31 protein-coding genes are annotated in these 26,528 nt (G+C 73.6%); 5 read left to right on the forward strand and 26 right to left on the reverse strand.

Annotated features, from left to right (window positions below):
• The 16 genes from PIR53_14355 to PIR53_14430 form a co-directional block, all read right to left on the reverse strand.
• Complete coding sequence (locus PIR53_14355) at window positions 1-1,212, reverse strand: ABC transporter ATP-binding protein (GenBank protein ID WZH51192.1); 1,212 nt, start codon at window positions 1,210-1,212, stop codon at window positions 1-3.
• Between the two features lie 6 nt (window positions 1,213-1,218).
• Window positions 1,219-2,073 carry an SDR family NAD(P)-dependent oxidoreductase gene (locus PIR53_14360; protein WZH51193.1) on the reverse strand — a complete coding sequence of 285 codons (855 nt, stop codon included), beginning with the start codon at window positions 2,071-2,073 and terminating at the stop codon, window positions 1,219-1,221.
• A gap of 102 nt (window positions 2,074-2,175) precedes the next feature.
• A complete protein-coding gene (locus tag PIR53_14365; protein ID WZH51194.1) occupies window positions 2,176-3,219 on the reverse strand; it encodes an extracellular solute-binding protein in 1,044 nt (347 codons plus the stop codon).
• A gap of 184 nt (window positions 3,220-3,403) precedes the next feature.
• Window positions 3,404-3,739: an EthD domain-containing protein gene (locus tag PIR53_14370; protein ID WZH51195.1), complete on the reverse strand. Its 336-nt coding sequence runs from the start codon at window positions 3,737-3,739 to the stop codon at window positions 3,404-3,406.
• A gap of 4 nt (window positions 3,740-3,743) precedes the next feature.
• Entirely contained in the window at window positions 3,744-4,427 is a 684-nt protein-coding gene (locus tag PIR53_14375; protein ID WZH51196.1) for a TetR/AcrR family transcriptional regulator, read from the reverse strand.
• A 58-nt stretch (window positions 4,428-4,485) separates the two neighbouring features.
• On the reverse strand, window positions 4,486-5,988 hold the full coding sequence (locus PIR53_14380; protein WZH51197.1) for a fatty acid--CoA ligase family protein: 1,503 nt from the start codon (window positions 5,986-5,988) through the stop codon (window positions 4,486-4,488).
• Window positions 5,989-6,040: 52 nt separating this feature from the next.
• Entirely contained in the window at window positions 6,041-7,111 is a 1,071-nt protein-coding gene (locus PIR53_14385; GenBank protein WZH51198.1) for an alcohol dehydrogenase catalytic domain-containing protein, read from the reverse strand.
• Entirely contained in the window at window positions 7,108-7,869 is a 762-nt protein-coding gene (locus tag PIR53_14390) for an SDR family oxidoreductase (GenBank protein ID WZH51199.1), read from the reverse strand. The genes PIR53_14385 and PIR53_14390 overlap by 4 nt, the downstream gene beginning before the upstream one ends.
• Window positions 7,869-8,627, reverse strand: coding sequence for a glucose 1-dehydrogenase (locus PIR53_14395; protein ID WZH51200.1), 759 nt, complete (start codon window positions 8,625-8,627; stop codon window positions 7,869-7,871). Before PIR53_14395 ends, PIR53_14390 begins: the two co-directional genes overlap by 1 nt.
• Complete coding sequence (locus PIR53_14400) at window positions 8,624-9,835, reverse strand: acyl-CoA dehydrogenase family protein (protein ID WZH51201.1); 1,212 nt, start codon at window positions 9,833-9,835, stop codon at window positions 8,624-8,626. The genes PIR53_14395 and PIR53_14400 overlap by 4 nt, the downstream gene beginning before the upstream one ends.
• Window positions 9,836-9,878: 43 nt before the next feature.
• Window positions 9,879-10,847 carry a phosphotransferase family protein gene (locus PIR53_14405; protein WZH51202.1) on the reverse strand — a complete coding sequence of 323 codons (969 nt, stop codon included), beginning with the start codon at window positions 10,845-10,847 and terminating at the stop codon, window positions 9,879-9,881.
• Window positions 10,844-12,040 (reverse strand): acyl-CoA dehydrogenase family protein, encoded by a 1,197-nt coding sequence (locus PIR53_14410; protein WZH51203.1) that lies wholly within the window; start codon window positions 12,038-12,040, stop codon window positions 10,844-10,846. The genes PIR53_14405 and PIR53_14410 overlap by 4 nt, the downstream gene beginning before the upstream one ends.
• An 11-nt stretch (window positions 12,041-12,051) precedes the next feature.
• Entirely contained in the window at window positions 12,052-13,197 is a 1,146-nt protein-coding gene (locus PIR53_14415) for a thiolase family protein (GenBank protein ID WZH51204.1), read from the reverse strand.
• Window positions 13,194-13,571, reverse strand: coding sequence for an OB-fold domain-containing protein (locus PIR53_14420; protein WZH51205.1), 378 nt, complete (start codon window positions 13,569-13,571; stop codon window positions 13,194-13,196). Before PIR53_14420 ends, PIR53_14415 begins: the two co-directional genes overlap by 4 nt.
• 69 nt (window positions 13,572-13,640) lie before the next feature.
• On the reverse strand, window positions 13,641-14,429 hold the full coding sequence (locus tag PIR53_14425) for an enoyl-CoA hydratase/isomerase family protein (GenBank protein ID WZH51206.1): 789 nt from the start codon (window positions 14,427-14,429) through the stop codon (window positions 13,641-13,643).
• An 83-nt stretch (window positions 14,430-14,512) separates the two neighbouring features.
• The gene (locus PIR53_14430) at window positions 14,513-15,676 is read right to left on the reverse strand and encodes an acyl-CoA/acyl-ACP dehydrogenase (protein ID WZH51207.1); all 1,164 of its coding nucleotides are present in this window, start codon (window positions 15,674-15,676) and stop codon (window positions 14,513-14,515) included.
• A gap of 99 nt (window positions 15,677-15,775) precedes the next feature.
• On the opposite strand from PIR53_14430, the gene PIR53_14435 reads away from it, so the two are divergent.
• Together PIR53_14435 and PIR53_14440 are read left to right on the forward strand one after the other, a co-directional pair.
• The gene (locus PIR53_14435; GenBank protein ID WZH51208.1) at window positions 15,776-16,141 is read left to right on the forward strand and encodes a nuclear transport factor 2 family protein; all 366 of its coding nucleotides are present in this window, start codon (window positions 15,776-15,778) and stop codon (window positions 16,139-16,141) included.
• On the forward strand, window positions 16,138-16,503 hold the full coding sequence (locus tag PIR53_14440; GenBank protein ID WZH51209.1) for a hypothetical protein: 366 nt from the start codon (window positions 16,138-16,140) through the stop codon (window positions 16,501-16,503). Before PIR53_14435 ends, PIR53_14440 begins: the two co-directional genes overlap by 4 nt.
• Here the strand turns inward: PIR53_14440 and PIR53_14445 are convergent.
• Window positions 16,500-17,522, reverse strand: coding sequence for an NADP-dependent oxidoreductase (locus tag PIR53_14445; protein WZH51210.1), 1,023 nt, complete (start codon window positions 17,520-17,522; stop codon window positions 16,500-16,502). The genes PIR53_14440 and PIR53_14445 overlap by 4 nt on opposite strands.
• A complete protein-coding gene (locus PIR53_14450; GenBank protein ID WZH51211.1) occupies window positions 17,519-17,989 on the reverse strand; it encodes a MaoC family dehydratase in 471 nt (156 codons plus the stop codon). The genes PIR53_14445 and PIR53_14450 overlap by 4 nt, the downstream gene beginning before the upstream one ends.
• 102 nt (window positions 17,990-18,091) lie before the next feature.
• Between PIR53_14450 and PIR53_14455 the strand changes: the two genes are divergently transcribed.
• Both PIR53_14455 and PIR53_14460 read left to right on the forward strand, forming a co-directional pair.
• Entirely contained in the window at window positions 18,092-18,856 is a 765-nt protein-coding gene (locus PIR53_14455) for an SDR family oxidoreductase (GenBank protein WZH51212.1), read from the forward strand.
• Window positions 18,857-18,894: 38 nt separating this feature from the next.
• Window positions 18,895-19,584 (forward strand): alpha/beta hydrolase, encoded by a 690-nt coding sequence (locus PIR53_14460; protein WZH51213.1) that lies wholly within the window; start codon window positions 18,895-18,897, stop codon window positions 19,582-19,584.
• An 18-nt stretch (window positions 19,585-19,602) separates the two neighbouring features.
• Here the strand turns inward: PIR53_14460 and PIR53_14465 are convergent, their stop codons facing one another.
• Together PIR53_14465 and PIR53_14470 are read right to left on the reverse strand one after the other, a co-directional pair.
• Complete coding sequence (locus PIR53_14465) at window positions 19,603-19,905, reverse strand: hypothetical protein (GenBank protein WZH51214.1); 303 nt, start codon at window positions 19,903-19,905, stop codon at window positions 19,603-19,605.
• A 65-nt stretch (window positions 19,906-19,970) separates the two neighbouring features.
• Window positions 19,971-21,293 (reverse strand): NAD(P)/FAD-dependent oxidoreductase, encoded by a 1,323-nt coding sequence (locus PIR53_14470; protein WZH51215.1) that lies wholly within the window; start codon window positions 21,291-21,293, stop codon window positions 19,971-19,973.
• 163 nt (window positions 21,294-21,456) lie between these two features.
• On the opposite strand from PIR53_14470, the gene PIR53_14475 reads away from it, so the two are divergent.
• Complete coding sequence (locus tag PIR53_14475; GenBank protein WZH51216.1) at window positions 21,457-22,395, forward strand: helix-turn-helix domain-containing protein; 939 nt, start codon at window positions 21,457-21,459, stop codon at window positions 22,393-22,395.
• Window positions 22,396-22,475: 80 nt separating this feature from the next.
• Here PIR53_14475 and PIR53_14480 read toward each other — a convergent pair whose 3' ends face one another.
• Genes PIR53_14480 through PIR53_14505 form a run of 6 tightly spaced genes read right to left on the reverse strand, consistent with a single transcriptional unit; the run spans window position 22,476 to window position 26,506 of the window.
• Window positions 22,476-23,450 carry a PDR/VanB family oxidoreductase gene (locus PIR53_14480; protein ID WZH51217.1) on the reverse strand — a complete coding sequence of 325 codons (975 nt, stop codon included), beginning with the start codon at window positions 23,448-23,450 and terminating at the stop codon, window positions 22,476-22,478.
• A 5-nt stretch (window positions 23,451-23,455) separates the two neighbouring features.
• Window positions 23,456-24,187, reverse strand: a complete 732-nt coding sequence (locus PIR53_14485; GenBank protein ID WZH51218.1) for an SDR family oxidoreductase — start codon at window positions 24,185-24,187, stop codon at window positions 23,456-23,458.
• Complete coding sequence (locus PIR53_14490; GenBank protein ID WZH51219.1) at window positions 24,184-24,711, reverse strand: aromatic-ring-hydroxylating dioxygenase subunit beta; 528 nt, start codon at window positions 24,709-24,711, stop codon at window positions 24,184-24,186. Before PIR53_14490 ends, PIR53_14485 begins: the two co-directional genes overlap by 4 nt.
• The gene (locus PIR53_14495) at window positions 24,704-26,002 is read right to left on the reverse strand and encodes an aromatic ring-hydroxylating dioxygenase subunit alpha (protein ID WZH51220.1); all 1,299 of its coding nucleotides are present in this window, start codon (window positions 26,000-26,002) and stop codon (window positions 24,704-24,706) included. The genes PIR53_14490 and PIR53_14495 overlap by 8 nt, the downstream gene beginning before the upstream one ends.
• On the reverse strand, window positions 25,992-26,129 hold the full coding sequence (locus PIR53_14500) for a hypothetical protein (protein WZH51221.1): 138 nt from the start codon (window positions 26,127-26,129) through the stop codon (window positions 25,992-25,994). Before PIR53_14500 ends, PIR53_14495 begins: the two co-directional genes overlap by 11 nt.
• Window positions 26,129-26,506, reverse strand: coding sequence for a hypothetical protein (locus tag PIR53_14505; GenBank protein ID WZH51222.1), 378 nt, complete (start codon window positions 26,504-26,506; stop codon window positions 26,129-26,131). Before PIR53_14505 ends, PIR53_14500 begins: the two co-directional genes overlap by 1 nt.
• Between the last annotated feature and the right edge of the window lie 22 nt (window positions 26,507-26,528).

The following is a 26,528-nucleotide window of genomic DNA, read 5'->3' on the forward strand; positions in this document are numbered from 1 at the left end:
TCAGACCCCCGTCGTCACGGCGCGCGCGCCGTCGGTCGTCGTGGGTCCGGTGGACCCGGGCGCGCCGGCCGCACCGGCGCCGGCGAGCGCCAGTCCCGTGCGGGGCCGGTCGTCCAGGTCGGGCGCGAAGAGGCGCACGTCGGACGGCGCGAAGCCGACCTGCACCGGGGCACCCTCCGCGGCGTCGCGGAGCCAGGCACCGTGCTCCCGCGTGTCGGCCTCCAGGCTGAGCTGCTGGCCGGCGACGTCGACGAGGACGTCGTAGTGCCGACCGCCGAACTCGGTGGTGACGAGCGTGGCGCCCAGCACCACGTGGTGGGCGGGGGCGTGGTCGGCCGACCGGAGGAGGTGCAGGTCCTGCTTGCGCAGCCGGGCCACCACCCGGTCGCCCGCGCCGCGCTCCGGGGTGCGGTCGCCGAGGGCGACGACCTCGCCCGAGGAGGTGCTCCAGCCGGCCTCGCCGCGGGTCAGCTCGAGGCGGTTGCCCATGCCGATGAAGGCCGCGACGTACTCGGAGCCGGGCTCGTCGAAGACCCGCTGGGGCGTGTCGAGCTGCTCCAGCCGGCCGGCCTTCATGATGGCCAGGCGGTCGCCGAGCGCGAACGCCTCGGACTGGTCGTGGGTCACGAAGACCGCGCTGAAGCCGAGGCGCTGGTGCAGCTGGTGGATCTGCGTGCGCACCTGGTCGCGCAGGCGCGCGTCGAGGTTGCTGAGGGGCTCGTCGAAGAGCACCAGGTCGGGTTCCGCGACGAGGCCGCGGGCCACGGCGACGCGCTGCTGCTGCCCACCGCTCAGCTGGGCCGGGTAGCGGTCGAGCAGCATCTGCGTGTCCACCATCTCGGCCGCGCGCTCGACGGCGCCGCCCTTGAGGGCGTCCTTGCGGCCCCGCACCTTGAGCGGGTAGCCGATGTTCTTGCGCACCGTCAGGTGCGGCCACAGCGCGTAGGACTGGAACACCATCCCGATGTTGCGCTTGTGGGTGGCCACGTCGACGTGCTTGCCGCTGTCGAACACGGTGCGGTCACCGAAGGAGATGTGGCCCGCCTCGGGGCGCTCGAGACCCGCGAGGCAGCGGAGCGTCGTCGTCTTGCCGCAGCCGCTCGGCCCGAGCAGCACGACGAACTCGCCGTCCTCCACGCTCAGGTCGAGGTCGTCGACGACCGTGGTCGCGCCGAAGCGCTTCGTCAGGCCCTGCACGTTGAATCCGGACACGGGGGGTCACCTCATCGTCGGGGTCGGGCGGTCGGCCCGCTGGTCGGGGGTGTCGTCGCGGCCGAGCCGCGGCGTGGTGCGGCCGGCGGCGGTGCCGCCGTCCACCAGGAGGTCGGTGCCGGTGACGTACGACGCGTCGTCACCGACGAGGAAGGCGATGGCGCGGGCGACCTCGTCGGGGTCCCCCTGGCGCTGCATCGGGATGCTGCTGAGGTAGGCGTCCACGTCGACCTCGTCGAAGCCGCCGCCCCGGGTGATGCCGGTGGCGATGCTCCCGGGGCAGACCGAGTTGCAGCGCACGCCGCGCTCGGCCAGCTCGAGGGCCGCCACGCGCGTCAGCGCGCGGACGCCGAACTTCGACGCGCCGTACGCCCCGAGGCCGGCCGTGGCGAGCACACCGCGCAGGGACGACACGGTGACGACCGCGCCGCCCCGGCCCATCGTCCGGGCGGCCGCACGCAGGGCGAGGAAGGTGCCGACGAGGTTGACGTCGACGATGCGTCGGAAGTCGTCCAGCGTCGCCGACGCCAGCTCCGCGCGCTGCGCGATCCCGGCGGAGTGGACGAGCACGTCGAGCCCGTCGGGCGCCCAACGCTCGGTCAGGCGGTCCCATGCCGTCTCGTCGGCGACGTCGAGGGGGACGGCGGACGCCCCCGCGCCCAGCGCGGCGGCCAGCGCGGCGGCGCCGTCGACGTCCACGTCCCCGAGCACGACTGTCGCGCCCCGGGCGTGGAGCAGCCGCGCGGTCGCGGCACCGATGCCGCTGGCGGCACCGGTGACGAGCGCGGTGCGGCCTTCGAGGACGCCGGCGCCGGCGAGCCCGGTGTGCCCGGTGCGCCCGGTGTGCTGAGCCTCGTTCATGGGCGGGTCACCTCGCTCTCGGGTCGGGCGGGTCGGGACGGGGGTCGGGGGAGCGGGAACGCGACGGGGCGGCGACCGGCCGGAGCCGGTCGCCGCCGTCGCTCACTGCAGGAAGAGGGACTCCCACTCCTGCTGGTAGGCCTGCACCTGCTCGGGCGTCAGCGCGTCCGGGTCGGGCAGCTCGATGCTGCTGGCGTCCGCCACCGCGCCGTCGCCCTCACCGAGGACGGAGGCGTAGCCGGTGTTGAGCGCGGCCTGGCCCTCGGCGCTGACCATGAAGTCGGCGAGCACCTGCGCGGCGTTGGGGTGCGGCGCGACCTTGAGGATGTGGGAGTACCAGGGGGTGCCCCACGCCGGGTCGGGCAGCTTCCAGTCGACCGGCGCGCCGGCCTCGACCTCGGCGACGAGCGGCTGCACGCCCGGCGCGGCGACGATCTCGCCGGAGGTCAGCGCCTGGGCGATGCCCAGCGCGCTCGGGTAGATGCGGGGCTCGAGCTCGGCGAGCTGCTCGACGAAGTCGGGGCCGAAGTTCTCCTCGTAGAACGAGTAGAAGTCGACGTAGGCGGCGATGCCCTGCGGGTTGACGATGCCGATCTTGCCGGCGTACTCGTCGTCGAGCATGTCCTGCGGCTCCTCGAAGCCGTCCGGCACCGCGTCGGTGTTCCAGCCCATCGCGAAGACGGCGGCGCTGGTGAGGAAGAACGAGTCCGCGATGACGTTCTCGTCGCGGTTGAACGCCGGGTCGTCGAACGACGGCCCCCGCAGGTCGGCGACGGAGTACTGACCGGACTCGGACACCGTCGTGATCCAGGCCGCGTCCGTGACCATGTGGACGTCCGCGGTGCCGCGCCCGGTCTGGTTCTCCACCTCGACCTTGGGGTTCATCTCGGCGTCCGTGCCGCGCACGAACTTCATGTCGATGTCGGGGTAGGCGTCCTCGAAGGCGGCCTCGAGGGCCTCGAGGCGCGTGGGGTTCTGGCTCGAGTAGAGCAGCACCTCGCCCTCCTCGTTCGCCGCGGTCACGACGGCGTCCCAGTCGCCCTCGACGGCCTCGCCGCCGCTGCTGCCGCCGTCGCTGCCGCACCCGGCGAGCACGACTGCCAACGCCGACACCACCACGCCGGTCCGGATCACTGTGGTCCTCATGCCGTTCCTCCAGCTGAAGTTGAACTGATATCGGTTCAAGGTAGTGGGGCGAGCCTGTGGCGTCAATCACTAGATCGACCTGACTGGACATGGGCCCGCGACCGGTCGCGTGCAGCGCTCCGGGCATGCACGGGCACGCCGAACCACCCCGTCCGCGCGAGCGGACGGGGTGGGGGGAGGACGGTCAGGCGGTGGCGTCCGCCGCGGCCACCATGGCGCGCTCCTCGCCCATCACGGCGATCCGGCGACCACGCATCTTCCCGACGTGCCGCACGGCGGCCTTCCACTCGTCGCTGGCCAGCGCGGCCTCGAGTGCGGCGCGGTCGTCGAAGCTGAGGATGGAGATGCCGTCCCACCCCTCGGAGCGCTCCTCGAAGGCGCCCTGGACGTCGGTGTGGAGCCAGCGACGCAGGCCGGGCAGGCCGTAGGTGACCTCGGCGTGCTCGCCGCGCCACCAGTCGATGAACTGCTCGTGGGTCCAGTCGTCGGGCTTCGAGGCCATCAGGACGAGGTTGTACATGGGGTCACTCCTGGTCGGTGTCGGGGTCGGGGCCCACCAGGCGCACGCAGGCGCCGGTGATGAACTCCGCGATGTCGTCGAGGCTCTGCCGACCGCCGGGGCGGTACCAGCGCCAGACGCTGACGATGAGGGCGAGCAGGGCGAGGCCGGTCTGCCGCGGGTCACGCGCCACGAACGCACCGGACTCCATGCCCTGCTCGATGAGACGGGACCACTCGTCCTCGATCGCACGCACGAGGACGCGGGCCCGCTGCCGCTCCGCCTCCTCGCGCTCCGAGGCGCGGGCGGTGGTGAGCAGGTCCATGTGCGCGAGCAGGATCCGCGCCGAGAGCGTCTCCCGCTCGGTGAGGTCGTAGGCGCTGCCGACCGCGGCGCGCAACCGCGCTAGGTCGTCCGGCTGGTCGGCCACCGCCTCCTGGAACTGCTCCAGCGAGCGCTCCAGCTCGGCGCTCATGATGGTGAGCAGGCAGTGCACCTTCGACTCGAAGTAGTGGTAGAGGGCGGTCTGCCCGATGCCCACCTGGTCGGCGATCGAGGCCCACTTGGTCTGCTCGAAGCCGTCCTGCCCGAAGCTGTCGACGGCGGCCTGCAGGATCACGCCGCGCTTCGAGCGCGGCCCGTCCTTGCGGCGGGGGACGACCGGCTCCGTCCCGGGGTCGGACACGGCGGCTGCGCTGGTGCTGGTCATGGTGGACCTTCCTCGACCGGTGGCGACGTCCGCACAGCGTACTGAAGTGAAGTCGGGTTCATCGCGGTACCGCCTGGTCCGCGACCAGCCGCGCCGCGAGCGCGACCGCCTCGGTGCGGTTCAGCTTGCCCACGCGGTTCTGCGGGAGGTCGGGCACGACGTGGACGACCTCGGGCCACTTGGCCTTGGGGAAGCCGGCGGCCGCCAGGCCCTGCTGCACCCCGGCGAGGTCGAGCGGCTCCAGCGTCACCAGCAGCGCGGCGACGCGCTCCCCGAGCAGGTCGTCCGGCACGGGCACGACGCAGACCTGCGCGACCTGCGGCAGGTCGGCGAGCGCCGCCTCGACCTCGTTGACGTCGATGTTGCGGCCTCCGCGGATGATCACCTGCTTCTCGCGCCCGGAGACCAGGAGGAACCCGTCGGCGTCGATCCGGCCGAGGTCGCCGGTCGGCAGGAACCCGTCGTCGGTGAGGTCGGGCCGCTGCGGCCGCCCCTCCCGTGCGTACCCCAGGAACAGCGACGGTCCGCTGACCTGGAGCCGCCCCTCCCGGCCGGACGCCACCGGTCGCCCGTCCTGGTCGACGACGCGCACCTCGGTTCCCGGGAACGGGCGACCGTCACGCCCGAGCCGCACCGTCGCGTCGTCCTCGGGACGGGGCGAGGTGTGGCCGAGGCACTCGGACATCCCGAACACGCGGAGGAACCGGGTGCCCAGCGCGCGCTCGGCGCGCTCGAGGGCCACGGCGTTCATGGGTCCGCCGCCGACCGTCATCGCCCGCAGGGAGGACAGGCGCCCGTCGCTGCCGGGGACGAGGGAGAGCTGCAGCGCCATCGTCGGCACGAGCATCGTCCACGCGACGCGCCGCGACTCCATGAGGTCGAGCGCCTCGGCGGGGTTCCACTTCTCGAGGCAGACCTGGCTGCCCCCCAGCATCGCGGGCAGGTAGAGACCGAAGCAGAAGGCGGCGACCGAGGAGAGCGGCACGAGCGCCGCGACCGGGTCGCCCGGGCGCAGGCCGACGAGGTCGATGGTGGTCTGCGCGGCGTACCGCAGCGCGTCCTCGGACTGCACGACGCACTTCGGTCGCCCGGTGGAGCCCGACGTCATCGCGATCGCGACGCCGCCGCCCCAGCGCTCGACCCCGGCCGTCGCGCCCGGGCGGGCCCGCAGGACCCACCCCCCGAGCACCTCCCGGTACGCCGCGAGGTCGCCCCCGTCGACCTCCCAGCGCTCGATGATCTCGGGCGATGCGACGACCGCGTCGGGCGCGACGTCCTCGAGCGCCAGCTCGAACTCGCCCGGGGTCGCGTGGTGGCTCATCACGGTGACGAGCCCGCCCCGCATGCCGACCGCGAGCGCGGTGGCCATCGTGCGCCAGGTGTTGTCGGCCTGCAGCAGCACCGTGGGCGCGCCGTCGACGACCTCGGCGAGGGCGTCCGCGAGCCGGCGGGCGGCGGTGACGACCTCGCCGAGGGTGTGCGCGCCCGCGCCGTCGACGACGAGCACCGCGTCCGGATCGGTCGCCGCGCGGTCCTCGAGCTCCTGCGCCAGCTTCCTCATGGCGACTGCCTCCTGGGGGTGGTGGGTGGTGCGGACGGATGGGGGTCGTGCGTCACGTGTCTCCGGGGACGACGACGGCCCGCCCCTGCACCCGACCGGCCCGGAGGTCGTCGAGGGCCGTGAGGGCGTCCGCGAGCGGATAGGTGTGCACCTCGGCCGTCACGGTGCCCCGCTGGGCGAGCGCGACGACGTCGACGAGGTCGGAGTGGTGGCCCCAGAAGGGCGCGTCGACGGTCCAACCGTTGGCGAGGCGGCCCTTGGCCACCCCGACCTGGCCGCCGCCGCTGCCGACGACCACGACGGTGCCGCCGGGGGCGAGCAGCTCGGGTGCCGCCGCGAGCGTGGTCGGCGACCCGACGAAGTCGAGCACGAGGTCGGCGCCGGGGCCCCGCCCCAGGGCGGGCAGCTCGGCGGCGACGTCCGCGACGTCGGCCACCGCGGCCCGGGCGCCCAGGCGGAGCGCGAGGTCCCGCGCCGCCGGCCGGGGCTCGACGGCGACGACCGCGGTGTCGGGCAGGGCCCGGAGGACCTGCAGCGCGAGGTGCCCGAGACCGCCCACGCCGATGAGGACGGTCGTGCCGCCCTCGGCCTGCGCGCGGTGGCGGCGCACGGCGTGCTGGGCCGTCAGGCCCGCGTCGGTGAGGGGCGCGGCGGCCGTGGCGGCCAGCCCGTCGGTCGGCACCAGGTGGCGGACGTCCGGCACCAGCACGAAGTCGGCCAGCCCCCCGTCGCGCCCCAGGCCCCCGCCGACGGGGCCGTCAGCGAGCTCGAGGCAGTAGCTCTCGCGGCCGCGCCGGCAGTTGCGGCAGGTCCCGCAGCCCCAGACGCCGTGGACGACGACCGTCGTGCCGAGCACCGCGGGGTCCACGTCGTCCCCCGCCGCCGCGACGGTGCCGGCGATCTCGTGGCCCAGCGTGAACGGCGCCTCGTAGGGCAGCGCACCGGCGGGCGCGTCCACGATGTGGAGGTCGGACTGGCAGAGGCCGGCGGCCTCGACCCGCACGAGCACCTCGCGGCCCTCGGGGACGGGCACGTCGACCTCGACGAGCTGCGGCCGCGCGGCCCACTCGACCAGTCGCAGCGCGCGCATCCGCGCGGGCAGCTCGGCGGTGCCGGCGCTCATCGCGCCGTCCACCCGCCGTCGACGACCAGGCACTGGCCGGTGACGTACGTCGACGCGTCGGACGCCAGGAACAGCAGGGCCCCGTCGACCTCGCCCTCGCGGCCGCCCCGGCCGAGCATCGTGCCGCGGCGCACCCAGTTGGCCGACGCCTCGTTCGTGAACAGCCCGTCCGTCATCTCGGTATCGAACCAGCCGGGGACGAGGGTGTTGACCCGCACCCCACGACGCCCCCACTGGCCGGCCAGCTCGCGCGAGAGTCCCGTGATGGCCGCCTTCGACGCGGCGTAGCTCGCTCCGCCGACCGGGGCCGTGGAGACGAGGCCGATGACGGAGCCGATGTTGACCACCGACAGGGGCGTGCCCTCGGGCACGGCGCCGACGACGGCGACGGCGAGGTGGAAGCCGGCGGTGAGGTTGAGGCCGAGCACGCTGTCGAAGACCTCGGGCGTGTCGTCGGTCGCGGCGGGCGGGCCGGGCCGGCCCGCGTTGTTGACGAGCACGTCGATGCGCCCGGAGCCGGCGACCACCCGCTCCACGAGGGCGTCGCGGTCGGCGGCGACCGTGACGTCGCAGCGCACGGGGACGATGCGGGGCACCTCCCGGGCGAGCTCCTCGAGGCGGTCGAGGCGTCGCGCCGCGGCGTACACGGTCGCGCCGGCCTCGGCGAGCGTGCGCGCGAAGCCGGCGCCGAGCCCGGAGGAGGCGCCGGTGACGACGGCGACGCGGCCCGTGAGGTCGAACAGGTCGAGCGCACCCATCAGTAGACCGCCGTCCGGCCGCCGTCGACGGGGATGAGGGCACCGGTCAGGTAGCCGGGCGCGTCGGAGGCCAGGTGCACCACGAGCGCCGCGAGCTCCTCGGGCTGGCCCAGCCGCCTGGCCGGGAGCCGGTCGGTGACGAGGCCGAGGAACGCGTCGTCCCACGACTCGCTCATGTCGGTCGCGAAGGCGCCCGGCATCAGGCAGTTCACGCGGACCGTCGGGGCGTACTCCTGCGCGAACGCGCGGGTGAGGGCGTTGAGACCGTTCTTCGCGGCCGCGTAGACCGCCTCCGGCGGGCTCGGCCGCTCGGCGCCGATGCTCGAGATGTTGATGATCGACCCGCTGCCCGCGGCGTGCATGTGCGCGCCCGCGGTGGCCATGAGGCGGAACGGGCCCTTGACGTTGACCTCCATGGTCTTGTCGAAGAGGCCCTCGCCCAGCTCCAGCAGCGACGGGGCGAGCGGGGCGATCCCGGCGTTGTTGACGAGCACGTCGATCCGGCCGTGGTCGGCGACGACGGAGTCGACCGCGGGGCCGATCGCGTCCCAGTCGCCGACGTGCAGCCGCAGGGGGTACGCCGCGCGCCCGGTCCGCTCGGTGATCGCGGCGGCCGTCTCCTCGCAGGCCTCGAGCTTGCGGCTCGAGACGACCACGGTGGCGCCCGCCTCGGCCAGGGCGAACGCGATCGCGCGCCCCAGGCCGCGGGTGGCGCCGGTGACGAGGGCGACCTTGCCCTCGAGCAGCAGGTCGCTCACGCCTCCTCCTTGTAGCGCTCGAGCTCGAGGCGCGCCATGGTGCGCAGGTGCACCTCGGTCGGGCCGTCGGCGATCTGGAGGGCACGGGTGATGGCGAAGAGGCGGCTCAGCACGGTGTCGTCGCTGACGCCGGCCGCGCCGAACGTCTGCACCGCGCGGTTGACGACGTCGTGGGCGGTCTCCATCGCGGCGACCTTGATCGCGGCGACCTCGGAGCGCGCCGCGGCGTTGCCGCGGGTGTCCATCAGCCACGCCGCCTTGAAGGTGAGCAGGCGGATCTGGTCGATCTCCATGCGGCTGCGCGCGATCCACTCGCGCACGACGCCGCGCTTGGCCAGGGGCTCCCCGAAGGCGACGCGGCTGGTGGCCCGCCGGCACATCAGCTCGAGGGCCCGCTCCGCCATGCCGATGGCCCGCATCGCGTAGTGCATGCGACCGGGACCGAGGCGACCCTGGGCGATGGCGAAGCCGTCGCCCTCGCTGCCGAGCATGTTCGTGACGGGCACGCGCACGTCGGTGAACTGCACCTCGCCGTGCCCGAGACGGTCGCGGTAGCCGAACATCGGCAGGTCCCGCAGCACCTCGATCCCGGGGGCGTCGGCGGGCACGAGCACCATGCTCTGCTGCCGGTACGTCGGCCCGTCCGGGTCGGACTTGCCCATGAAGATCACCAGGCGGCAGTCGGGGTCGAGGACCCCGGACGTGTACCACTTGCGGCCGTTGAGGACGTACTCGTCCCCGTCCCGCCGGATGGTGGAGGTGATGTTGCGGGCGTCGGAGCTCGCCACGTCCGGCTCGGTCATCGCGAAGGCCGAGCGGATCTCGCAGCGCAGCAGCGGGTCCAGCCACTGCTCCTGCTGCTCGGGCGTGCCGTACATGGCCAGGATCTCCATGTTGCCGGTGTCGGGCGCCGAGCAGTTGGCGGCCTCGTTGCCGATCATGGAGCGACCGAGCTCCTCGGCCAGCGGGGCGTACTCGAGGTTGGTCAGCCCGGCGCCGCGGTCGCCGTGGGTCATGAACAGGTTCCAGACGCCGAGCTCGCGCGCGGTGGCCTGCAGCTCGAGCATGACCGCGGGCTGCTGGTGCGGGTTCTCCGCCGCGGCCACCTGGGCGTCGTAGACCGGCTCGGCCGGGATGACGTGCTCGTCCATGAACGTGCGCACGGTGCCGAGCAGGGCGGTCGTGCGCGGGCTGTGGTCGAAGTCCACGGGGTGCCTTCCTAGTCGCGGGCGATCCGGCTCGGAGCGCCGATCAGAGCCTGTCGAGCCCGGTCTCGATGAGCCGGGCGATGGTCGCGGGGAGCTTCTCCTGGGCGGGGTCGTGGTGCCGGCCCTCGCGGTGGCGACGCAGGTTGTGGCCCATGATCGCGGCCATCTTGAAGCGCCCGAGGGCGTTGAACCACGCCTGGTCGGGACGCTCGGCGCCGCCGGCGAGCGCCAGCAGCTCGTCCTCCCCGGGCAGCCCGGGGACCTCGCGCCCCACACCGGGGAAGTTGCTCCCGTCGGCGAAGACGAGGAACCAGCCGAGCTCGACGCGCGGGTCGCCGAGGCTCCAGATCTCCCAGTCGATGAGCGCCACGGGGTGCTCGCCACGGCTGAGCAGGTTGCCGAGCCGGTAGTCGCCGTGCACGAGCACGGGGTCGAGCGCCGCGGGCACCGCGGCGGCCAGCCGCTCGCCCAGCAGGTCGCCCCGGGGCACGAGCTCCGGCGGGACCGCGCCCATGGTGCGCACCCAGCGGGCGAGCTCGTCCGCCGGCGTCAGCACCGGGCCCGGGTCGGGCACGTCGGCGATCGGCACGCCGTGGAGCGCGGTCAGGGCCGCCGCCGCGTGGCGCATGCGGGTGGCGGCGAGCTCGGCGGGCACCGCCGGGTCGTCGAGCACGGGCTCGAGCGACTCGCCCTCGACCAGCTCCATCGCGAACCACGCCGGCTCCGTGTCGTCGACGGCGCGCACCGCGGGGACGGCGACCGGCGTGTCCGCGAGCGCCTGCAGGATCCGCGCCTGGCGCAGCATGTCGTGGCGCCCGATGGAGCGCTGGCCCGGCGGCACGGCCTTGACGACGAAGGCCCCCTCGCCGGTGTCGAGGCGGTAGGTGAGGCCCGAGTGGCCGCCCGGCATGACCTCGAGCGGGCCGACGTCGAGCCCCGGCGCGGTGGCGCGGAGCACCGCGGCGACGCGGGGTCCGAGGTCGCGGGCGTGCTGCTCCGCCGTGCCGGTCACGCCGGCTCCCGCGGCAGGCCGAGCACGCGCTCGGCGAGGATGTTGTGCTGGATCTCGTCGGTGCCGCCGGCGATGCGGTAGCCCGGGGCCCCGAGCACGTGCTCGAGCCAGGCGTGCTCGCCCCAGCGGCCCGAGTCGACGGTCAGGTCGGCTCCGAGCAGCAGCCGTGCCACCTCGGAGGTGCGCGCCATGGTGTCGGTGGCGAGCAGCTTGCCGACGGACGCCTCGGCGCCCGGGTCCTGCCCGGCGACGACCGCGGCCGCGACCCGGATGCCGGTCAGGCGCTGCACGTAGGCCCGCGTGACGAGGTCGGCGACGCGGTCCACCTCGAGGGCGTCGAGCGGGGTCGTGCGGTGGCGCGCCAGCTCGACGGCACGGTCCGCGTTGTCCAGGCCGAGACCGCCGGAGTCGAGGCGCTCGGAGGCGAGCACGGTCAGCGCGACCTTCCAGCCCTGCCCCTCCGGGCCGAGCCGCTGCTCGTCGCCGACGACGACGCCGTCGAGGTAGACCTCGTTGAACGAGGCGCCGCCCGTCATCTGCCGGATGGGCCGCACGGTCACGCCGGGGGCGTCCATCGGCACGAGGAACACGGTGAGCCCGCGGTGCTTGGGGGCCGACGGGTCGGTGCGGCAGACCGCGATGCCCACGTCGGAGACGGTGGCCCCCGACGTCCAGACCTTGTGGCCGTCGATGCGCCACCCGCCGTCGTCGGTGCGCACCGCGCGGGTGCGGACCGCCGCGAGGTCGGAACCGGCCTCGGTCTCGGAGAAGAGCTGGCAGGCGATGACGTCCGTGCGGAGCATGGCGCGCAGGTAGCGCTCCTTCTGCTCCGGCGTGCCCCACTGGAGCACGGTCGGCGCGACCAGCTGCTGGGTGACGGGGAACATCTCGGTGCGCTTCGGCACCGCGAACTCCTCCTCGACCCGGCGGAACGCGACGGCGTACGACGCGGGGAGCGACCGCCCGCCGTGCTCCGCGGGCCACGTGAGCGGGCCCCAGCCCGCGTCGAAGCGCGCCTGCTCGTAGGCCCGGATGCGGTCCGTCTCGGCGCGCTCCTCCTCCGGGGTCCAGCTCTCGAAGACGGCGACGGAGTCGCTGCTCTCGCCCCACGCCTCCGCGGTGCGGGGCGGGGCGACGGTGGCCAGCCAGGCGCGGGCGTCGGCCACGAAGGTGTCGAAGTCGGGCAGTATCACGGTGGCCTCCCTCAGACGCCGAGGACGGTGCAGGCGCTGATGCCGGGCGCGCCGTACACGTGGGTGAATCCCAGCCGCGGGGCCGGGGCGACCTGGCGCTCCCCCGCCTCGCCGCGGAGCTGGGTGACGATCTCGTGGACCTGGCGGAGGCCCGAGGCACCGATCGGCTCGCCGTTGGCGATGCAACCGCCGTCGGTGTTCACCGGCAGCCGGCCACCGATCTCGGTGAGGCCCTCGGCGAGCCACTTCTCCTGCTCGCCGTGCTCGCAGAAGCCGCACTCGGCGAGGTGCATGATCTCGGCGCCGCTCTCGGTGTCCTGCAGCTGCGCCACGTCGATGTCGGACGGCGCGACGCCCGCCATCTCGAAGGCGGCGCGGGCCGCGTCGGCGCTGACGCTCGACGGTTCGCCCGTGCCCTGCACCGCGGGGCTGAAGACCTCGAAGGAGCCGAAGGACCGGGTGCGCGCCGCGACGGCCAGCACCCGGACGGGGCGTCCGCCGAGCCGACGGGCGGCGGCCTCGCTGGCGACCACGATCGCGGCGCCACCCTCGCCGGGCGAGCAGAACATGTAGCGCGTCAGCGGGTCGTTGACCATGTCGGCGGAGGCGATGACCTCCTCGTCCATGGCTTCGCGACGCCACGCGTTGGGGTTGAGCGCACCGTTGCGGTAGGCCTTCGCCGCCACCCGCGCGAGCGACTGCCGCGAGATGCCGTGCTGCTCCATGTAGCGCGCGATCTTGATCGCGAAGAACTGGGTGGTGACCATGAGCCCCGCCTCGCCGTAGCCGGCGGGCAGGCCCCACTCCTCGGGGCGCGGGTCGAACGCTCCCCGGGGGTGCTTGTCGAAGCCGACGGCGAGGGCGATCTCGGCGCGACCGGACTCGATGGCGTCGATCGCCGCCACCAGCGCGCTGCCCCCGGTGGCACACCCGTTCTTCACGTTGGTGAAGGGGATGCCGGTGAGGCCGAGGTCGCTGACGAGCGTGTCGGCCAGGCCCGAGCCGTCGCTGCCGCCGAAGGCGACCTGCACGTCGGGCCAGGCGATGCCGGCGTCGGTCAGGGCGGCCCGCACGGCCTGGAGGGCGAGCGCGCGTCCGGACACGCCGGGCTGGCGGCCGAAGCGGGAGAGACCCGCGCCGATAATCGAGACGGTCATCGGGCACCCCCGTCGACGACGGCGAAGCACGGCACGGGCTCGGTCGCGACGAGGGCGACCTGCGCCCCCGAGAGCGTCGCGAAGTCCGCTCCGCGGGGGTCGAGGACCGCTTCGACCTTGACCCCCTCGGGCAGCTCGACGTACCCCACGGCGAAGGGGCGGAACCCCTCCGCCGGGGGCACGTACGGCGGCGACTTCGGCGCGAACCGCTGCACCGTCCACCCCCAGACCGTGCCCCGGCTCGACAGCGGCAGCACGGCCGTGTCGTCCGATCCGCAGCGCTGGCAGCCGGTGGCGACCGGGAAGGCGACGTTCCCGCAGACGGTGCAGCGGCTGCCCTCGAGGGCGGCGGGTGCGGCTGGTGCGGTGGTCACGGTTCTCCTCGGTCGACGTCGGTGTCGGGCTGGGCTCGGTCTAGGGGGTGGGGGTGGTGACCCGTCGGGTCAGCGACCGACCCACTTGGGCTCGCGCTTGCCGAGGAAGGCCTGCACGCCCTCCTTGGCGTCCTCCGACTGCAGCGCGTTGCCCACGGCGAGGTGCTCCATGACCATGAGCGAGCGGACGTCGGCGTCGAGGCCCTGGTTGATCGTCATCTTGGTGAGACGCATCGCGAAGGGGCTCTTGTCGACGATCGGCGCGATGAAGTCGGCGACGAGCTGGTCGAGCTCCTCGGCGGGGGCCGACGCGTTGATGAGGTCGAAGTCGACGGCCTCGGTGCCCGACAGCAGCTTGCCGGTGAGCATGAGCTCCTTGGTCTTGCGGAGGCCGATCATGCGCGGGAGGCGGTAGATCGGGCCGGCGCCGCCGAAGAGCGCGCGGCGGATGTGGAAGTCGCCGATGTTGGCGTCGTCCGCCGCGACCGCGAAGTCGCACGAGATCATCAGCTCGAAGCCGCCGGCGGTGACGTAGCCCTCGAGCACGGCCACGGAGGGCGTGTTCATCTGGTAGAGGCGGTCACAGACCTGGGCCGAGAGCACCGCGACCTCCATGGCCATGGTGTTGCCGACGTAGTTCTCGAGGAGCTCGTCGAGGTCGAAGCCCGAGCAGAACGTGCCGCCCTTGCCGCGGAGCACCAGGACGTGGAGGTCGGGGTCCGCGTCGACCTCCTTGATGATCTCGTCGAGGCGGTGAAGCAGCTCCACCGTGACGGCGTTCTTCTTGTGCGGCCGGTTGAGCCAGACGCGGGCGACGTTGCCGTCCTTCTCGAGCAGGACGTGGTCGGTGTCGATCACAGTGGGTCCTTTCAGAATGAACTGGATTCACTTCAGTATGCGCATCTGTGGCAGTGCCGGTCAATCCCTGAACTGAAGTTAGTTCAGGAAACTTCGCGTGGAGCGGCACCCGGGACGGCGAGGAGCGCCGCGAGGTGTGCGCGGTGGTCCCGTGCCGAGCCGAACTGGGCCTCGTCCCCGAGCGCCCGCCGCAGGTAGCGGTGCGCCGGGTGCTCCCACGTGAAGCCGATGCCACCGTGCAGCTGGACGGCCTCGTGCGCCGCCGCCAGGACCGCCTCGGTCCCGACGGCGGCGGCGACGGCCGCCGCCACCTCGGCACCGGCCAGGTCCGTCCCGGCCGCGACGTCGTCGTCGAAGCGCGCCGCGGCGTACCGCACCGCGGAGCGGCAGCGCTCCCGGGCGACGAGCACGTCGGCGAGGCGGTGCTTGACGGCCTGGAAGGAACCGATGGGCCGGCCGAACTGGTGGCGGGTCGTCACGTGCGCGACCGTCATGTCGAGCAACCGGGACACCATGCCCGCGTGCTCCGCCGCCACCGCGACCCGACGCAGGACCGCGAGGCGCCGCAGCGCGGCGGACACTCCTGCTCCACCCACGACGACCCGGGCAGGTGCGCCCGCCAGGGCGACGTCGGCCAGCCGGCGCGTCACGTCCACGTGCTCGAGCGGGGCCACGTCCGCGGCGGCGAGGTCGACCAGGACGAGCACCTGCCCGTCGGGACCTGCGGCGGGAGCCACCAGGTGCGTGGCGCCGACGGCGTCGAGCACCCGGTGCAGACGACCGCTGACCGCGTCACCCTCCAGCCGCAGGGACTCGGCAGGACCCCAGGCGTAGGTGACGAGGGCAGACCCCGTCAGGGCGTCGGCGACGACCTCGGCCACGGCCGCCGGGTCGTCGGCCAGGAGCAGGGCCTGCAGGCCGAGCACGGCGGACGACACCACGGGGTCGGGCACGAGCGCGGCGCCCGTCTCCTCGATCACGACGGCCAGCTCGCGCAGGCCGAAGCCGGCGCCACCCCGGTCCTCGGGCACGGCGATCGCGGCGAGGTCGAGCTCGGCAGTGAGCCGTCGCCACACCTCGGTCGGCACCTGGCCGACCTCGACCGCGCCGAGGAGCTGCTCGAGGTCGCCGTGCTTCTCGACGATCGATCGGGCGACGGCGCGCAGGTCCTCGTGCTCGGGCACGGGCGCGAGGACCGCGGGATCCGAGTCGGGCCAGAGCGGGGGCAGACGGTCGGGTGCGCTCACGGTCGTCTCCTAAACTGAAGTGACATCAGTTCAAGATAGGACCGCGGGACCCTCGACGCAACGGTTGGCGCCGGGGCAAACCTGAACTAGGTTCAGTTCATGGCCACACCCCATCACCTCTCGAGCTACTACGCCGACGTCGACGCCGGCGACTTCGACGCCGCCCAGGCCCGTCTCCACCCGGACCTCTCGTTCGCCATCCACCTCCCCGCCGGAGCGAGGCGGGGGACGACGAGCGAGGAGATGGTGGGATACCTCCGCGACCGCGGACCCGTCGACCGCGTCCACCGGCTGCTCCGCACCGGGGTGGACGGCGACCTCGAGTTCGTCTACGGCGCGGTCGTCGAGGACGGCGACACCACGACCGGGCACTTCCTGGGGTCCGCGCGCGTCGTGGACGGGCTCATCACCCGCTACCACGTCTCCTTCGACGTGGAGCTCGCCCTGCTGGAGGTCGACTTATGAGCACGACGCCGTTCCTCCGACAGTGGTTCACCTTCATGGACTCCGACGACCCGGACCGCGTGCTCGGCCTCATCACCGACGACTTCGTGATGTCCGTGCTCTTCTCCCGCGGGACCGACCAGGCGGCGGAGTTCACCGGTGACCGCGCGGGCCTCGTCGGCTACCTCGCCCAGCGCGAGAAGAGCACCCTCGTGCACGAGGTGATCGCCGGCAGCACCGTCGGCGACACCGAGCTCGTCCTCGGCCGCACGACGCGCGCCGGGGCCTTCGAGGCCAGCTTCAACGCGTCGGCCCAGCTCGTCGACGGGAAGGTCCGTCGGCTCCTGATGTCCCGCACCCCCGCCCTGGAGTTCGAGGTCTAGCCCGTCACGACCATGCACTTGCCGCGGGTGCGTCCCGTGAGCAGGTCGACGACGGCCTGGGGCGCCTGCTCCAGGCCGTCGTACGTCGCCGTGTCGAGCCGCATCCGACCCGAGCGCCACAGGGCCGCGAGCTCGACGCGCACCGCGTCGGCGTGCTCGGCGAACGCGCCGGCGCGGAAGCCGCGGAGCGTGAGGTTCTTGCTGGTCGCGAGGAACAGGTTGTCGATCCCGGGGACCGGCGTGCCGTCGTACCCCGCGACGGCGCCGCAGAGCGCCGCCCGGCCGAAGGGCCGCAGGTGGTCGAGCGCCGCCACGAGGTGCCCGCCGCCGACGTTGTCGAAGTAGACGTCGATGCCCTCGGGGGCGGCCGCGGCGAGACCCTCCACGACGCCCGCGCGGTGGTCGAAGGCGGCGTCGAAGCCGAGCTCGACGAGCAGGTACGCCACCTTGTCGGGCCCCCCGGCACTGCCGACCACGCGGCACCCCCGGGCCCGCGCGAGCTGGCCGGCCACGCTGCCGACCGCGCCGGCCGCCGCCGACACCCACACCGTCTCGCCCTCGGCAGCGCGGCCGACGGGCACGATGCCCGACCACGCCGTCAGCCCCGTGCCACCCAGCAGACCGAGGTGGACCTCCGGGGGCGCCAGGTCGGGGTCGAGCCGGGTCAGCGCGCCCGCGCCGCCCAGCGCACCCGCAGCCGCGTCCACGACGGCGATCTCGCGGTAGCCCCGGGCGTGCTGCACGAGGTCGCCGACCGCGAACCCGCGGGCCCGCGACTCCAGCACCGTGCCGACCGCCAGACCCTCGATGCCTTCACCGACACCGAAGGCGGGGAGGTAGCCGGGCGGGCTCACGGGGTCCATCCGCAGCCGCACGGCCGCGTCGACGGAGTGGTGGCTGGTGGCGACGAGCACCTGGCCGTCCGCGAGGGCCGGCACCTCGACCTCGACCACCTCGAGGTCGGTGGGCCGCAGCGTGCCGGAGGGGCGGCGTACCAGGCGCAGCTCGCGGGTCCTCACGCTGCCGCCTCCCCGCCGTAGAAGCGGCACAGGACCGTCGCGATGCAGGCCGGCTTGGCACCGTGCTCGACCTCCACGGTCACGTCGAACCGCGCCTGGACGCCGCCTCCCACCGGCTGGACCTCCGCGAGCACGGCGCCGGCGCGCACGCGGCTGCCCGCGGTGACGGGCGCCGGGAAGCGCACCCGGTCGAGCCCGTAGTTGACACCCATCGCGGCGCCGTCCACGACGACGAGCGCGTCGAGCAGGGGCGCCACGAGGGACAGCGTCAGGTAGCCGTGGGCGACGGTGGCACCGAACGGCCCCTGCGCCGCTCGCTCGGGATCCGTGTGGATCCACTGGTGGTCGTCGGTGGCGTCGGCGAACGTGTCGATCCGGTGCTGGTCGACCTGCAACCACGCTCCGGGGCCCAGCGTGGAGCCGACGGCGTCGGCGAGGGTGGGCAACGGGATGTGGACGGCGGGCATGGAGCGCTCCTCACGGGAAGGGGGTGGCAAACTGACCTGAGTTCACTTCATACTGGACCACGAGGGCTGCCTGCACCAGGCGCCAGACGAGGAGGGCGGGCGATGGAGCTCGCAACGGCGACGCCGCGGTTCGCGGAGCGCACCGTGCTGGTCACGGGGGCCACCGGCGGCCTGGGGACCGAGATCTGCCGACGCATCGCCGGCGAGGCCGGACGGCTCGTCGTCACCGACCTCGACGACGCACCCTGCCACGAGCTCGTCCGCTCCCTGCCCGGCGACGGCCACCGGGCGATCCGTCTGGACGTGGCCGACGAGGGCTCCTGGGTCGCGGCCCTCGACCAGGTCGCCGCCGACCAGGGGCTCCACGCCCTGGTCAACAACGCGGCCCTCGGCAGCCTCGCCACGGTCGAGGACGAGTCGGTCGAGCACTGGGAGGAGGTCGTCCGCGTCGACCAGACCGGCACCTTCCTCGGCATGAAGCACGGCGGCCCGCTCATCGAGGCGTCCGGCGGCGGGGCCATCGTCAACCTCTGCTCGATCCTCGGCACGGTCGGTGGCTTCGGCAACTCGTTCGCCTACCACGCCGCCAAGGGCGCGGTGCGCACCATGACCAAGAATGCGGCACTGCACTGGGCCACCCGGGGCGTGCGGGTCAACTCGCTCCACCCGGGGTTCATCGGCACCCCGCCGCTGCTCGAGCGCTTCGAGGGGACGGAGCGGCACGCGGCGATGCTCGCGGGCACGCCGATGGGGCGCCTCGGCACGCCCGCGGAGATCGCGGCCGTCGTCGCCTTCCTGGCGAGCGACGACGCGGCGTACATGACCGGCTCGGAGGTCTACGCGGACGGCGGCTGGACCGCCCGCTGACCCGCACCACACCCACTCACTGGTCAAAGGAGACCGCCATGTACGTCCTCGTCCACGGCGCCGGCATGGGCGCCAGCTGCTGGGAGCCGCTGCTCCCCCACCTCGACGGCCCCGCCCTCGCGGTCGACCTGCCCGGCCGCGGCGCGCGGTCCGACGTGCCGCTGACCTCCGTCACCCTCGACGCCTGCGCACAGGCCCTGCTGGACGACGTCGCCGGGATCGAGGGGGACGACCTCGTGCTGGTCGCCCACTCGTTCGCCGGCGTCACGGTGCCCCGCGTCATGGCGACCCTCGCCCCGCGGCTGCGCCACGTCGTCTTCCTGTCGGCGGTCGTGCCGCCCGACGGGTCCGCCGTCCTCGACCAGATCGACCCGGGCGTGCGCGAGGCGGTGCGGGCCTCGACGGGCGACGGCATCTACCACCAGGACCCGGCCGGCGCGCAGGCCATGCTCTGCAACGACATGGACGAGGCGCAGACCGCGTGGACCCTCGCGCAGGTCACCGACGACGCAGCGGCGCTGCTGACGGAGCCGGTCGACCTGTCCGGGCTGGCCGCCGACGTGCCCCGCACCTACGTGCGCCTGACGAACGACGTCTGCTACACGCCGGCCCTGCAGGAGGCCTCCGCGCGGCGCGTGGGTGGCGACGAGGTCTTCCTCGACGCCGGCCACATGGCCATGGTGACGATCCCGGAGCAGGTCGCGGGGGTGCTGCGGGACACGCGCTGACGAGGACGGTCAGCGGCGTCAGCCCAACGGCGACGCGCTCCCGTCGGGAACGTGTCCGCTCGTGACCTCCACGTCGCTCAGGAGGCGTGCCATCGCGGCGAACGCCTCGATGGTGCCGGCGTCCGCGTTGGCGGCCTCCGCGGCCGCCTCGTCCTCGTAGATCCACACGTCGGTCCAGGTCCCCACCTCGTCGCGGCTGATGAGGGGCATTGCGTGGAGCCGGGGGTGGGCGGCCTTCACCGCGAGGATGGCCTCGCGGCGACGGTCGAGGAACGACGGGTCGTCGGCCGTGAAACGGACGAACTCGGCGAACAGGGGCATGGCAGACCTCTCTCGGGTGCTGGATGGGGATGCGCCGGCGGTGCGGGACGGTCGGTGCGGGTCGGTCAGTGCGGGACGGGGACCCGCGGCGGGCGACCGAGCAGCCCGTCGACGCGACGAGCGGCGGTCAGGCCGCTCTCGATGGCGCCGTCGATGAAGCCGGCCCAGCCGTTGGCGTAGCCGGAGCCGGCCAGGTGCACCCGGCCCTCTGGCTCCTGCAGGGCCGCGAGCTGTCCCGTCAGCTGTCCGGGTCGTTGCATCGGCCAGGTCTCGCGCGCCAGGGGGTCGGCCACCCAGTCGTGGGCGGCAACCGCGAGGACCTCGAGGTCGGGCCGGTAGCGGTGCAGGGCCGCCTCGACGGACCGCACGTCGGTGACGTCGAGGGCCGCGGCGCTGGGCCCGAAGGCGACGAGGTGGGAGGTTTTGGCGGCGTACTCGAGCGAACCGAAGGTGAGGGGCTCCGTCGGGTCGCCCAGGAAGACGAAGGGACGGTGCTCGCCGCGCACCTCGATCCAGACCTTGACGCCCGCCGTCGCCTGCCCCTCCCGGGCCGCCTGCTGCTTCGCGGGCGACAAGGGCGGCGCCACGTCCACCGAGCCGAGGACCCCCTGCGGGAGGGTCAGGACGACCTGCCGGGCGTGCACCTCCTCCCCCGACGCGAGGACGACGCGGGCGCCGTCGTCGTCGTGCTCGACGCGCACGACCGTCGCACCGAGGACGATCTCAGCGGTGGTGTCCGCGACGATCGCGTCCACCAGGGCGGCGGTGCCGCCCACCAGCTTGTAGGTCCCGCAGACCTCGAGCAACCGGTTCCAGTCGCCACCGGCTGCGGCCCCCCAGCGGAGGGCCTGGGTGAGGGCGCCGTGCTCGATCGGGCCGTGGAAGTTGACGGCCCACATGCCCCGCACCAGGGCGTCCTCGACCTCCGGGAGGGTCAGCTCGTCGATGCGGTCGGCGATGGAGCGGCGGTCGAGCTCCGCCACCGCGTCCACGCCGGAGCCCAGCGGTCGCCACGGCAGGGGGAAGTGTGCGGTGGCGTCGGCGATGGTGCGCTGCATGCCCGGGTCGAGGAGTCCCCGGAACTCCTCGACCGAGCCGTGGTGGCGCTCCCCGCCGGCACGCCAGACGGCGGACTCCGGTGCCGGGCTGGCCACGACCTCCAGGCCGTAGCGCTGCATCTCCGCCCACACCATCGGCTGGGCCCAGTGCACCCACGTGCCACCGAGCTCGAGGCACCGGCCGAGGCGCGGCTCCACCAGGGTGCGTCCGCCCAGCCGGTCCCGTGCCTCTAGCACCGTGACGCCGTGGCCCCGCTGGCTCAGCTCCCGCGCTGCCGTCAGGCCGGCGAAGCCGCCGCCCACCACGACCACGTCACGCACGTCGTCCACCTGCTGCCACCTCGCTGCTCCGCCCGCCGACCGACCCACCTCGGGTGGTCCGTGCCGGGCACAGGACGATTCTGGGGCCGCCGGCCGGCGCCGGTGTGGCATCCTGTGCACCAGGTGCCGCCATCGCGTGCACCACGCCCGGCGTCCGTCCCGAGGTGCCCCCATGCAGACGATCTCGACCCAGCACGTGGACGAGCCGGCACGCTTCGACTTCTGGGTCTCCGAGATCGACCGGATCATGCCGATGTCCCTGGACACCCGGCCCGGCGTGACGCGGTCGTTCCACGGGCGGGCCAGCGTCCACGAGCTGGGTCCGATGCAGCTCAGCCGTCTGAGCGCCGGGCCGATGCGGGTCCGTCACAGCCGGCCCACCGACGACGGGTCCGACTGCTACAAGCTCATGCTCCAGCTCGCGGGCGAGGCGCGCGTCGACCACGCCGGCGCCACGAGGCGGCTCGCCGCGGGCAACCTCGTCCTGTGCGACACGTCCCGGCCCTACACCCTCACCTACGACGACGACTTCCTGGCCGCGGTCGTGCTCCTGCCGCGCCCCACCATCCACCTGCCGGCGCCGTCCCTGCAGCCCCTCATCGGTCGCCCCCTCACGGCCGACTCGATCACCGGCGCGGCCGTCGCCTCCCTGGTGCGCTCCCTCACCGAGGACGACCGGGGCGACGTCGGCGACCCCGCGGCCGCCCGGCTGGTCGACGGCACGCTCTCGCTGGTCACGGCGCTCCTCCTCGAGGAGATCGAGGCGGCGGGCCCACCGTCGGGTCCGGCGATGCTGCTGCGGGCCCGGGAGCACGTCGAGCGTCACCTCGCCGACCCGCGGCTCGCGCCCGACACGCTCGCGTCGGCGCTCGGCATCTCGCGCCGCTACCTCTTCAAGGTCTTCGCGGAGGAGGGCACGACGGTGGCGGGCTGGATCCGCGACCGGCGGCTGGAGCGGTGCGCCCGCGACCTCGCCGACCCCGCGCTGGCCGGCCAGCCCATCGCGCTCGTCGGCGCCCGGTGGGGTCTCGGCGACCCGCGGCACCTGGCGCGCGTCTTCCGGGCGAGGTACGGCTGCACCCCGACGGAGTACCGCCGCGGCGTGCGCTGACACCCCACCACGCAGAACGACGCCGGCACCCGGTCCCGAGGGGGACGGGGCGCCGACGCCGGGGTCGGTACGACCGGGGTTCAGTACAGCTCGATGACCAGCCGGTCCGTCTTCGCCCGCGACACGCACAGGGCGATCTCGGTGCCCGCGGCCTTGTCCGCCGCGGAGATGCACTGGTCGCGGTGGTCGGCGACGCCCTCGAGCAGGCCCGAGACGCAGGACCCGCAGATCCCCTCGGTGCACGACTTGAAGACCTCGATGCCGTTGTCCTCGAGCACCGAGAGGATCGACCGGTCGGCCGGCACCTCGAACTCCTCGCCGGTGTCGAGGGCGACGGTGAACGCGGTGTCGGCGCTCGTGTCGACCGCCTCGGCCACGAAGTGCTCGACGTGGACGGCGTCGGCGCCGACGACCGGGGACGCCACCGCGACGACCTGGTCCATGAACGGCGCGGGACCGCACGTGTAGACGTGCGCCCCGGCGGGGGCCTCCGCCACCGCCGCGCGCAGGACCTGCTCCTGCGTCGCCAGGTCGACCCCGACGTGCAGGCGCACGCGGTCGCGGAACCCGGCGCGCTCCTCCAGCAGCTCGCGGAACGCCATCTCCTCGCGCGAGCGCGCGAAGTAGTGCAGCGTGAACTCGCCACCCCGCTTGTCGAGGGCGTAGGCCATCGACAGCAGCGGCGTCACCCCGATCCCCCCGGCGACGAGCACGTGGTGGGTGGCGTCGGCCGCCAGGCCCAGGAGGTTGCGGGGCCGGCCGACCTGCAGGACGTCCCCGACCTGCAGCTCGTGCAGCGCCACCGAGCCGCCCCGCGAGGCGGGCTCGCGCTTGACCGCGATGAGGATGCTCGTGGACTCCTCCGGCGGGCTGCACAGCGAGTACTGCCGCAGGATCCCGGTGGGGCCCGTCACGTCGACGTGGGCACCCGCCTCGTAGCCCGCGAACGGCGCACCGTCGAGCTTCTCCAGGCGGAGCGTGCGCACCGCCGGCGTCTCGGCCACGATCTCCGCGACGCGCACCTCCTGGGTGCCGTCGGTCCGGGTGTCGGTCATCGTCATCACCTCACGTAGAGCCCGCCGTTGGCGTCCCAGCAGGCACCCGTCACCGAGGCCGCGCCCGGCGAGGCGAGCAGCGCGACCATCTCGGCGACGAAGCCCATGTCCCCGAGGCGCCCCACGGGGATCGCCTTCAGGTAGGAGTCGAGGTCGTCCCCGACGATCGACCGCACCATCGGCGAGTCGAGCGGCCCCGGCGACACGGCGTTGACCGTGACTCCCCGACCGGCGAGCTCCCGGGCGAACACCTTCGTCGCCGAGAGGATCGCGCCCTTCGACGACGCGTAGTGCCCGCCCGTGGCGGTGCCGCCGTTCTGTGCGGCGAGGGACCCCATGTTGACGATGCGGCCGTAGCCGTTCGCCGCCATGTGCGCGCCGAACACCTGGCACGCCTGGAACGTGCCGCCGACGTTGACGGCCAGCACGGACTCGAGCTCCGCGGCCGTGATGTCCATGACGGGCCGCGCCTGGGTGCGGGCGGCGTTGTTGACGAGCACCCGTACGTCGCCGAGCTCGTCCACCACAGCCGTGAGCAGCCGCTCGAGCGCGGCGCGGTCGGTGACGTCCACGGCGTAGGCGCGGGCCGTGGCGCCGTCGGTGTCCAGGTCCTCCGCGACCTGCTGCGCGGCCGCCGCGTCGACGTCGACGACCGCCACCGCGTGGCCCTGGGCGTGCAGGTGCCGCACGATGACCTCGCCGAGGCCGTGCCCGGCGCCGGTCACCACGGCACTCACAGCAGGAACCCGGCGGCCGGGGTGGCCGCGTCGGCGTCGACGAGCCGCACGACCTTGCGCACGAAGCGGTCCTCGGCGCGGTCGGCGCCGAGGCGGATGCGGTAGTCGACGTCGCCGGCCCACAGGTCGTGGGTGCCGCGCTTGAACGCCACGAGCACCTGCGCCGCGCGGAGGGAGACGACGGAGTCCTCGACACCGGTCACCACGAAGCGCGAGACCGTGCGAACCGTGACGGCGGCATCCACGGCGGCGATGGCGTGGCCCTCCGTCATGCGGGTGACCCGCATGGCCCGCATCCGCTGGTCGTCGTAGACCATGTTGAGGATGTCGTCGAAGTCCTCGGCGTCACGCTCGATCGGGATCACGTAGATCGCGTCGTCGGCGTAGAGCGCCTGCCACGCGTCGTACTCCTTGCGGTCCAGCAGGTCCGCCTCGTGCCAGACGAGCTCGATCGCGCGGCGTACCCGCGGGTCGTCGATCGCCACGGCCGACCGGGCGGGTGCGGGGGTCAGGGTGTCAGTCATCGCTCATCATCTGCTTCCAGTGGGCGTACGCCGCGCGCATGCCCGTCTCGTCGGTGATGTGGGAGGTGGCCCAGCCCTCGGGGCTCGGCTTCTCGCGGGCGAGACCGCGGTTGACCATGATCGGGAGCTCCGGGGCGCCGGCGGCACCGCGCTGCACGCGGTCCCAGCCCTCGGCGTCGTCGGGGGTGCCGAACCCGAAGGGGCCCTGGAAGTGCTCGTGCACCCGGAGCCGCTCGCGGTTCACCTCGTCGACGATCTCCGGCGGCCCGTCGGGGCCGATGGCGACGTGCTCGATCACGGTCTCGTCGACGCTGATCGGGCGCAGCGTGCGGAAGAACGCGCTCGAGAGCGAGACGTTGGGGAACAGGTTGAGGTTGAACCCCGTGCCGTGCATCGAGCGCACCAGCTTCCGGATCGCGGCGTCGTCGAGGCCGTGGCCGCGCAGGCGCTCCACGAGCGGGGCGAAGCGCGCCTGCAGCGGCTCGGTGCCGTCGTCGTCGTCGAGGTCGGAGTGCTCGGGCACCATCTGGCCCACACTGTGGCCGTTGCCCAGGTCGTGGGTGACCGCCTCGGGGTCGGTCATGAACGACATCATGTCGGCCGTCTCGGCGTCGACGGAGGCCATCCACGAGCGGTGCACGATCGGGAAGTGGTAGCCGTCGGTGGTGTTCTCCAGCTGGATCTTCCAGTTGCCCTTGAAGCGGAACTGGTGGGTGCCGAGCACCTTGATCGGGTAGCCGCCGCCCTGCTTCATGAAGCGGTCGATCCACGTCTTCACGTCACCGAGGAAGTCCTCCAGCGGCTCGATGTCGTCGGCCAGGGTCGCGAAGATCATCCCGCCGTAGGACTCGGTGCGGAGCTTCTTCAGCCCCATGCCCTCCTTCGACATGACACCCTCGTAGCCGTCGGGGTACGGGATGCCGCGCAGCTTGCCGTCCAGCCCGTAGGACCACGCGTGGTAGGGACACGTGAAGCCGTTGGCCTCCCCCGTCCGCTTCTCGCACACGCTCGCACCACGGTGGCGGCACCGGTTGACGAGGGTGTGCACCACGCCCTTGCGGTCGCGGCTGACGATCACGGGGTGGCGGCCGACGAAGGTCGACTTGAAGGAGCCCGGCTTGGGCAGCTCGGAGTCGTGGGCGACCCAGATCCACGTGGACTCGAAGATCTTGACCATCTCGAGCTCAAAGATCGCGGGGTCGGTGTAGACCCGGCCGGCGACGCGGTCCTCCTGGACGAGGTCGGCCGGCGCCACGTCGTACACGTTCTGCGGGGTCAGCTCAATGGTCATCGCGGTCGTGCTCCTCGTTCGTGGCGCGGTGGGCGCGGGGCTCGTCGGGGTGCAGGAAGTCGGGGTAGATGCCGTCGTCCGCGAGGGTCTCCCGCAGGTACGACGCGGTCTCGGCGATGCGGCCCATCAGTAGCTCCGCGGGGTCAGCGGCCGACCCATGCGGGCCTCCACCTTCATGAAGCGCCACAGCTGGTGGGTGCCGCCGACCCGGATCGTGCGCAGCAGGTTGCAGGCCGCCTTGACGACACCCTGGTCCGCGGCGTCGGCGAGCACGTAGAAGGTCCACGGCCAGCCGTCGGACGGACCGACCATGTGGGCGTCGTCGTCGATGTCGGCGATGACGTCCAGGCCGGGGAGGTCGCGGAGCCCCGCGAGGAGCTCCAGCGTCGCCGTCCACACGTCACCGCTGGTCAGCTCGCCCGTGGGCAGGTCGAAGAAGTTCTGGTTGATGCCGAAGCAGAAGAGCACGCGGAGCGGCTCGGCGGGCGGGGACGAGGTCGTCATCGGGGTCTCCTCGGAGGGGGCG

The sequence above is a fragment of the Nocardioides alkalitolerans genome, from assembly GCA_038184435.1.
Classification (GTDB): domain Bacteria; phylum Actinomycetota; class Actinomycetes; order Propionibacteriales; family Nocardioidaceae; genus Nocardioides; species Nocardioides alkalitolerans_A.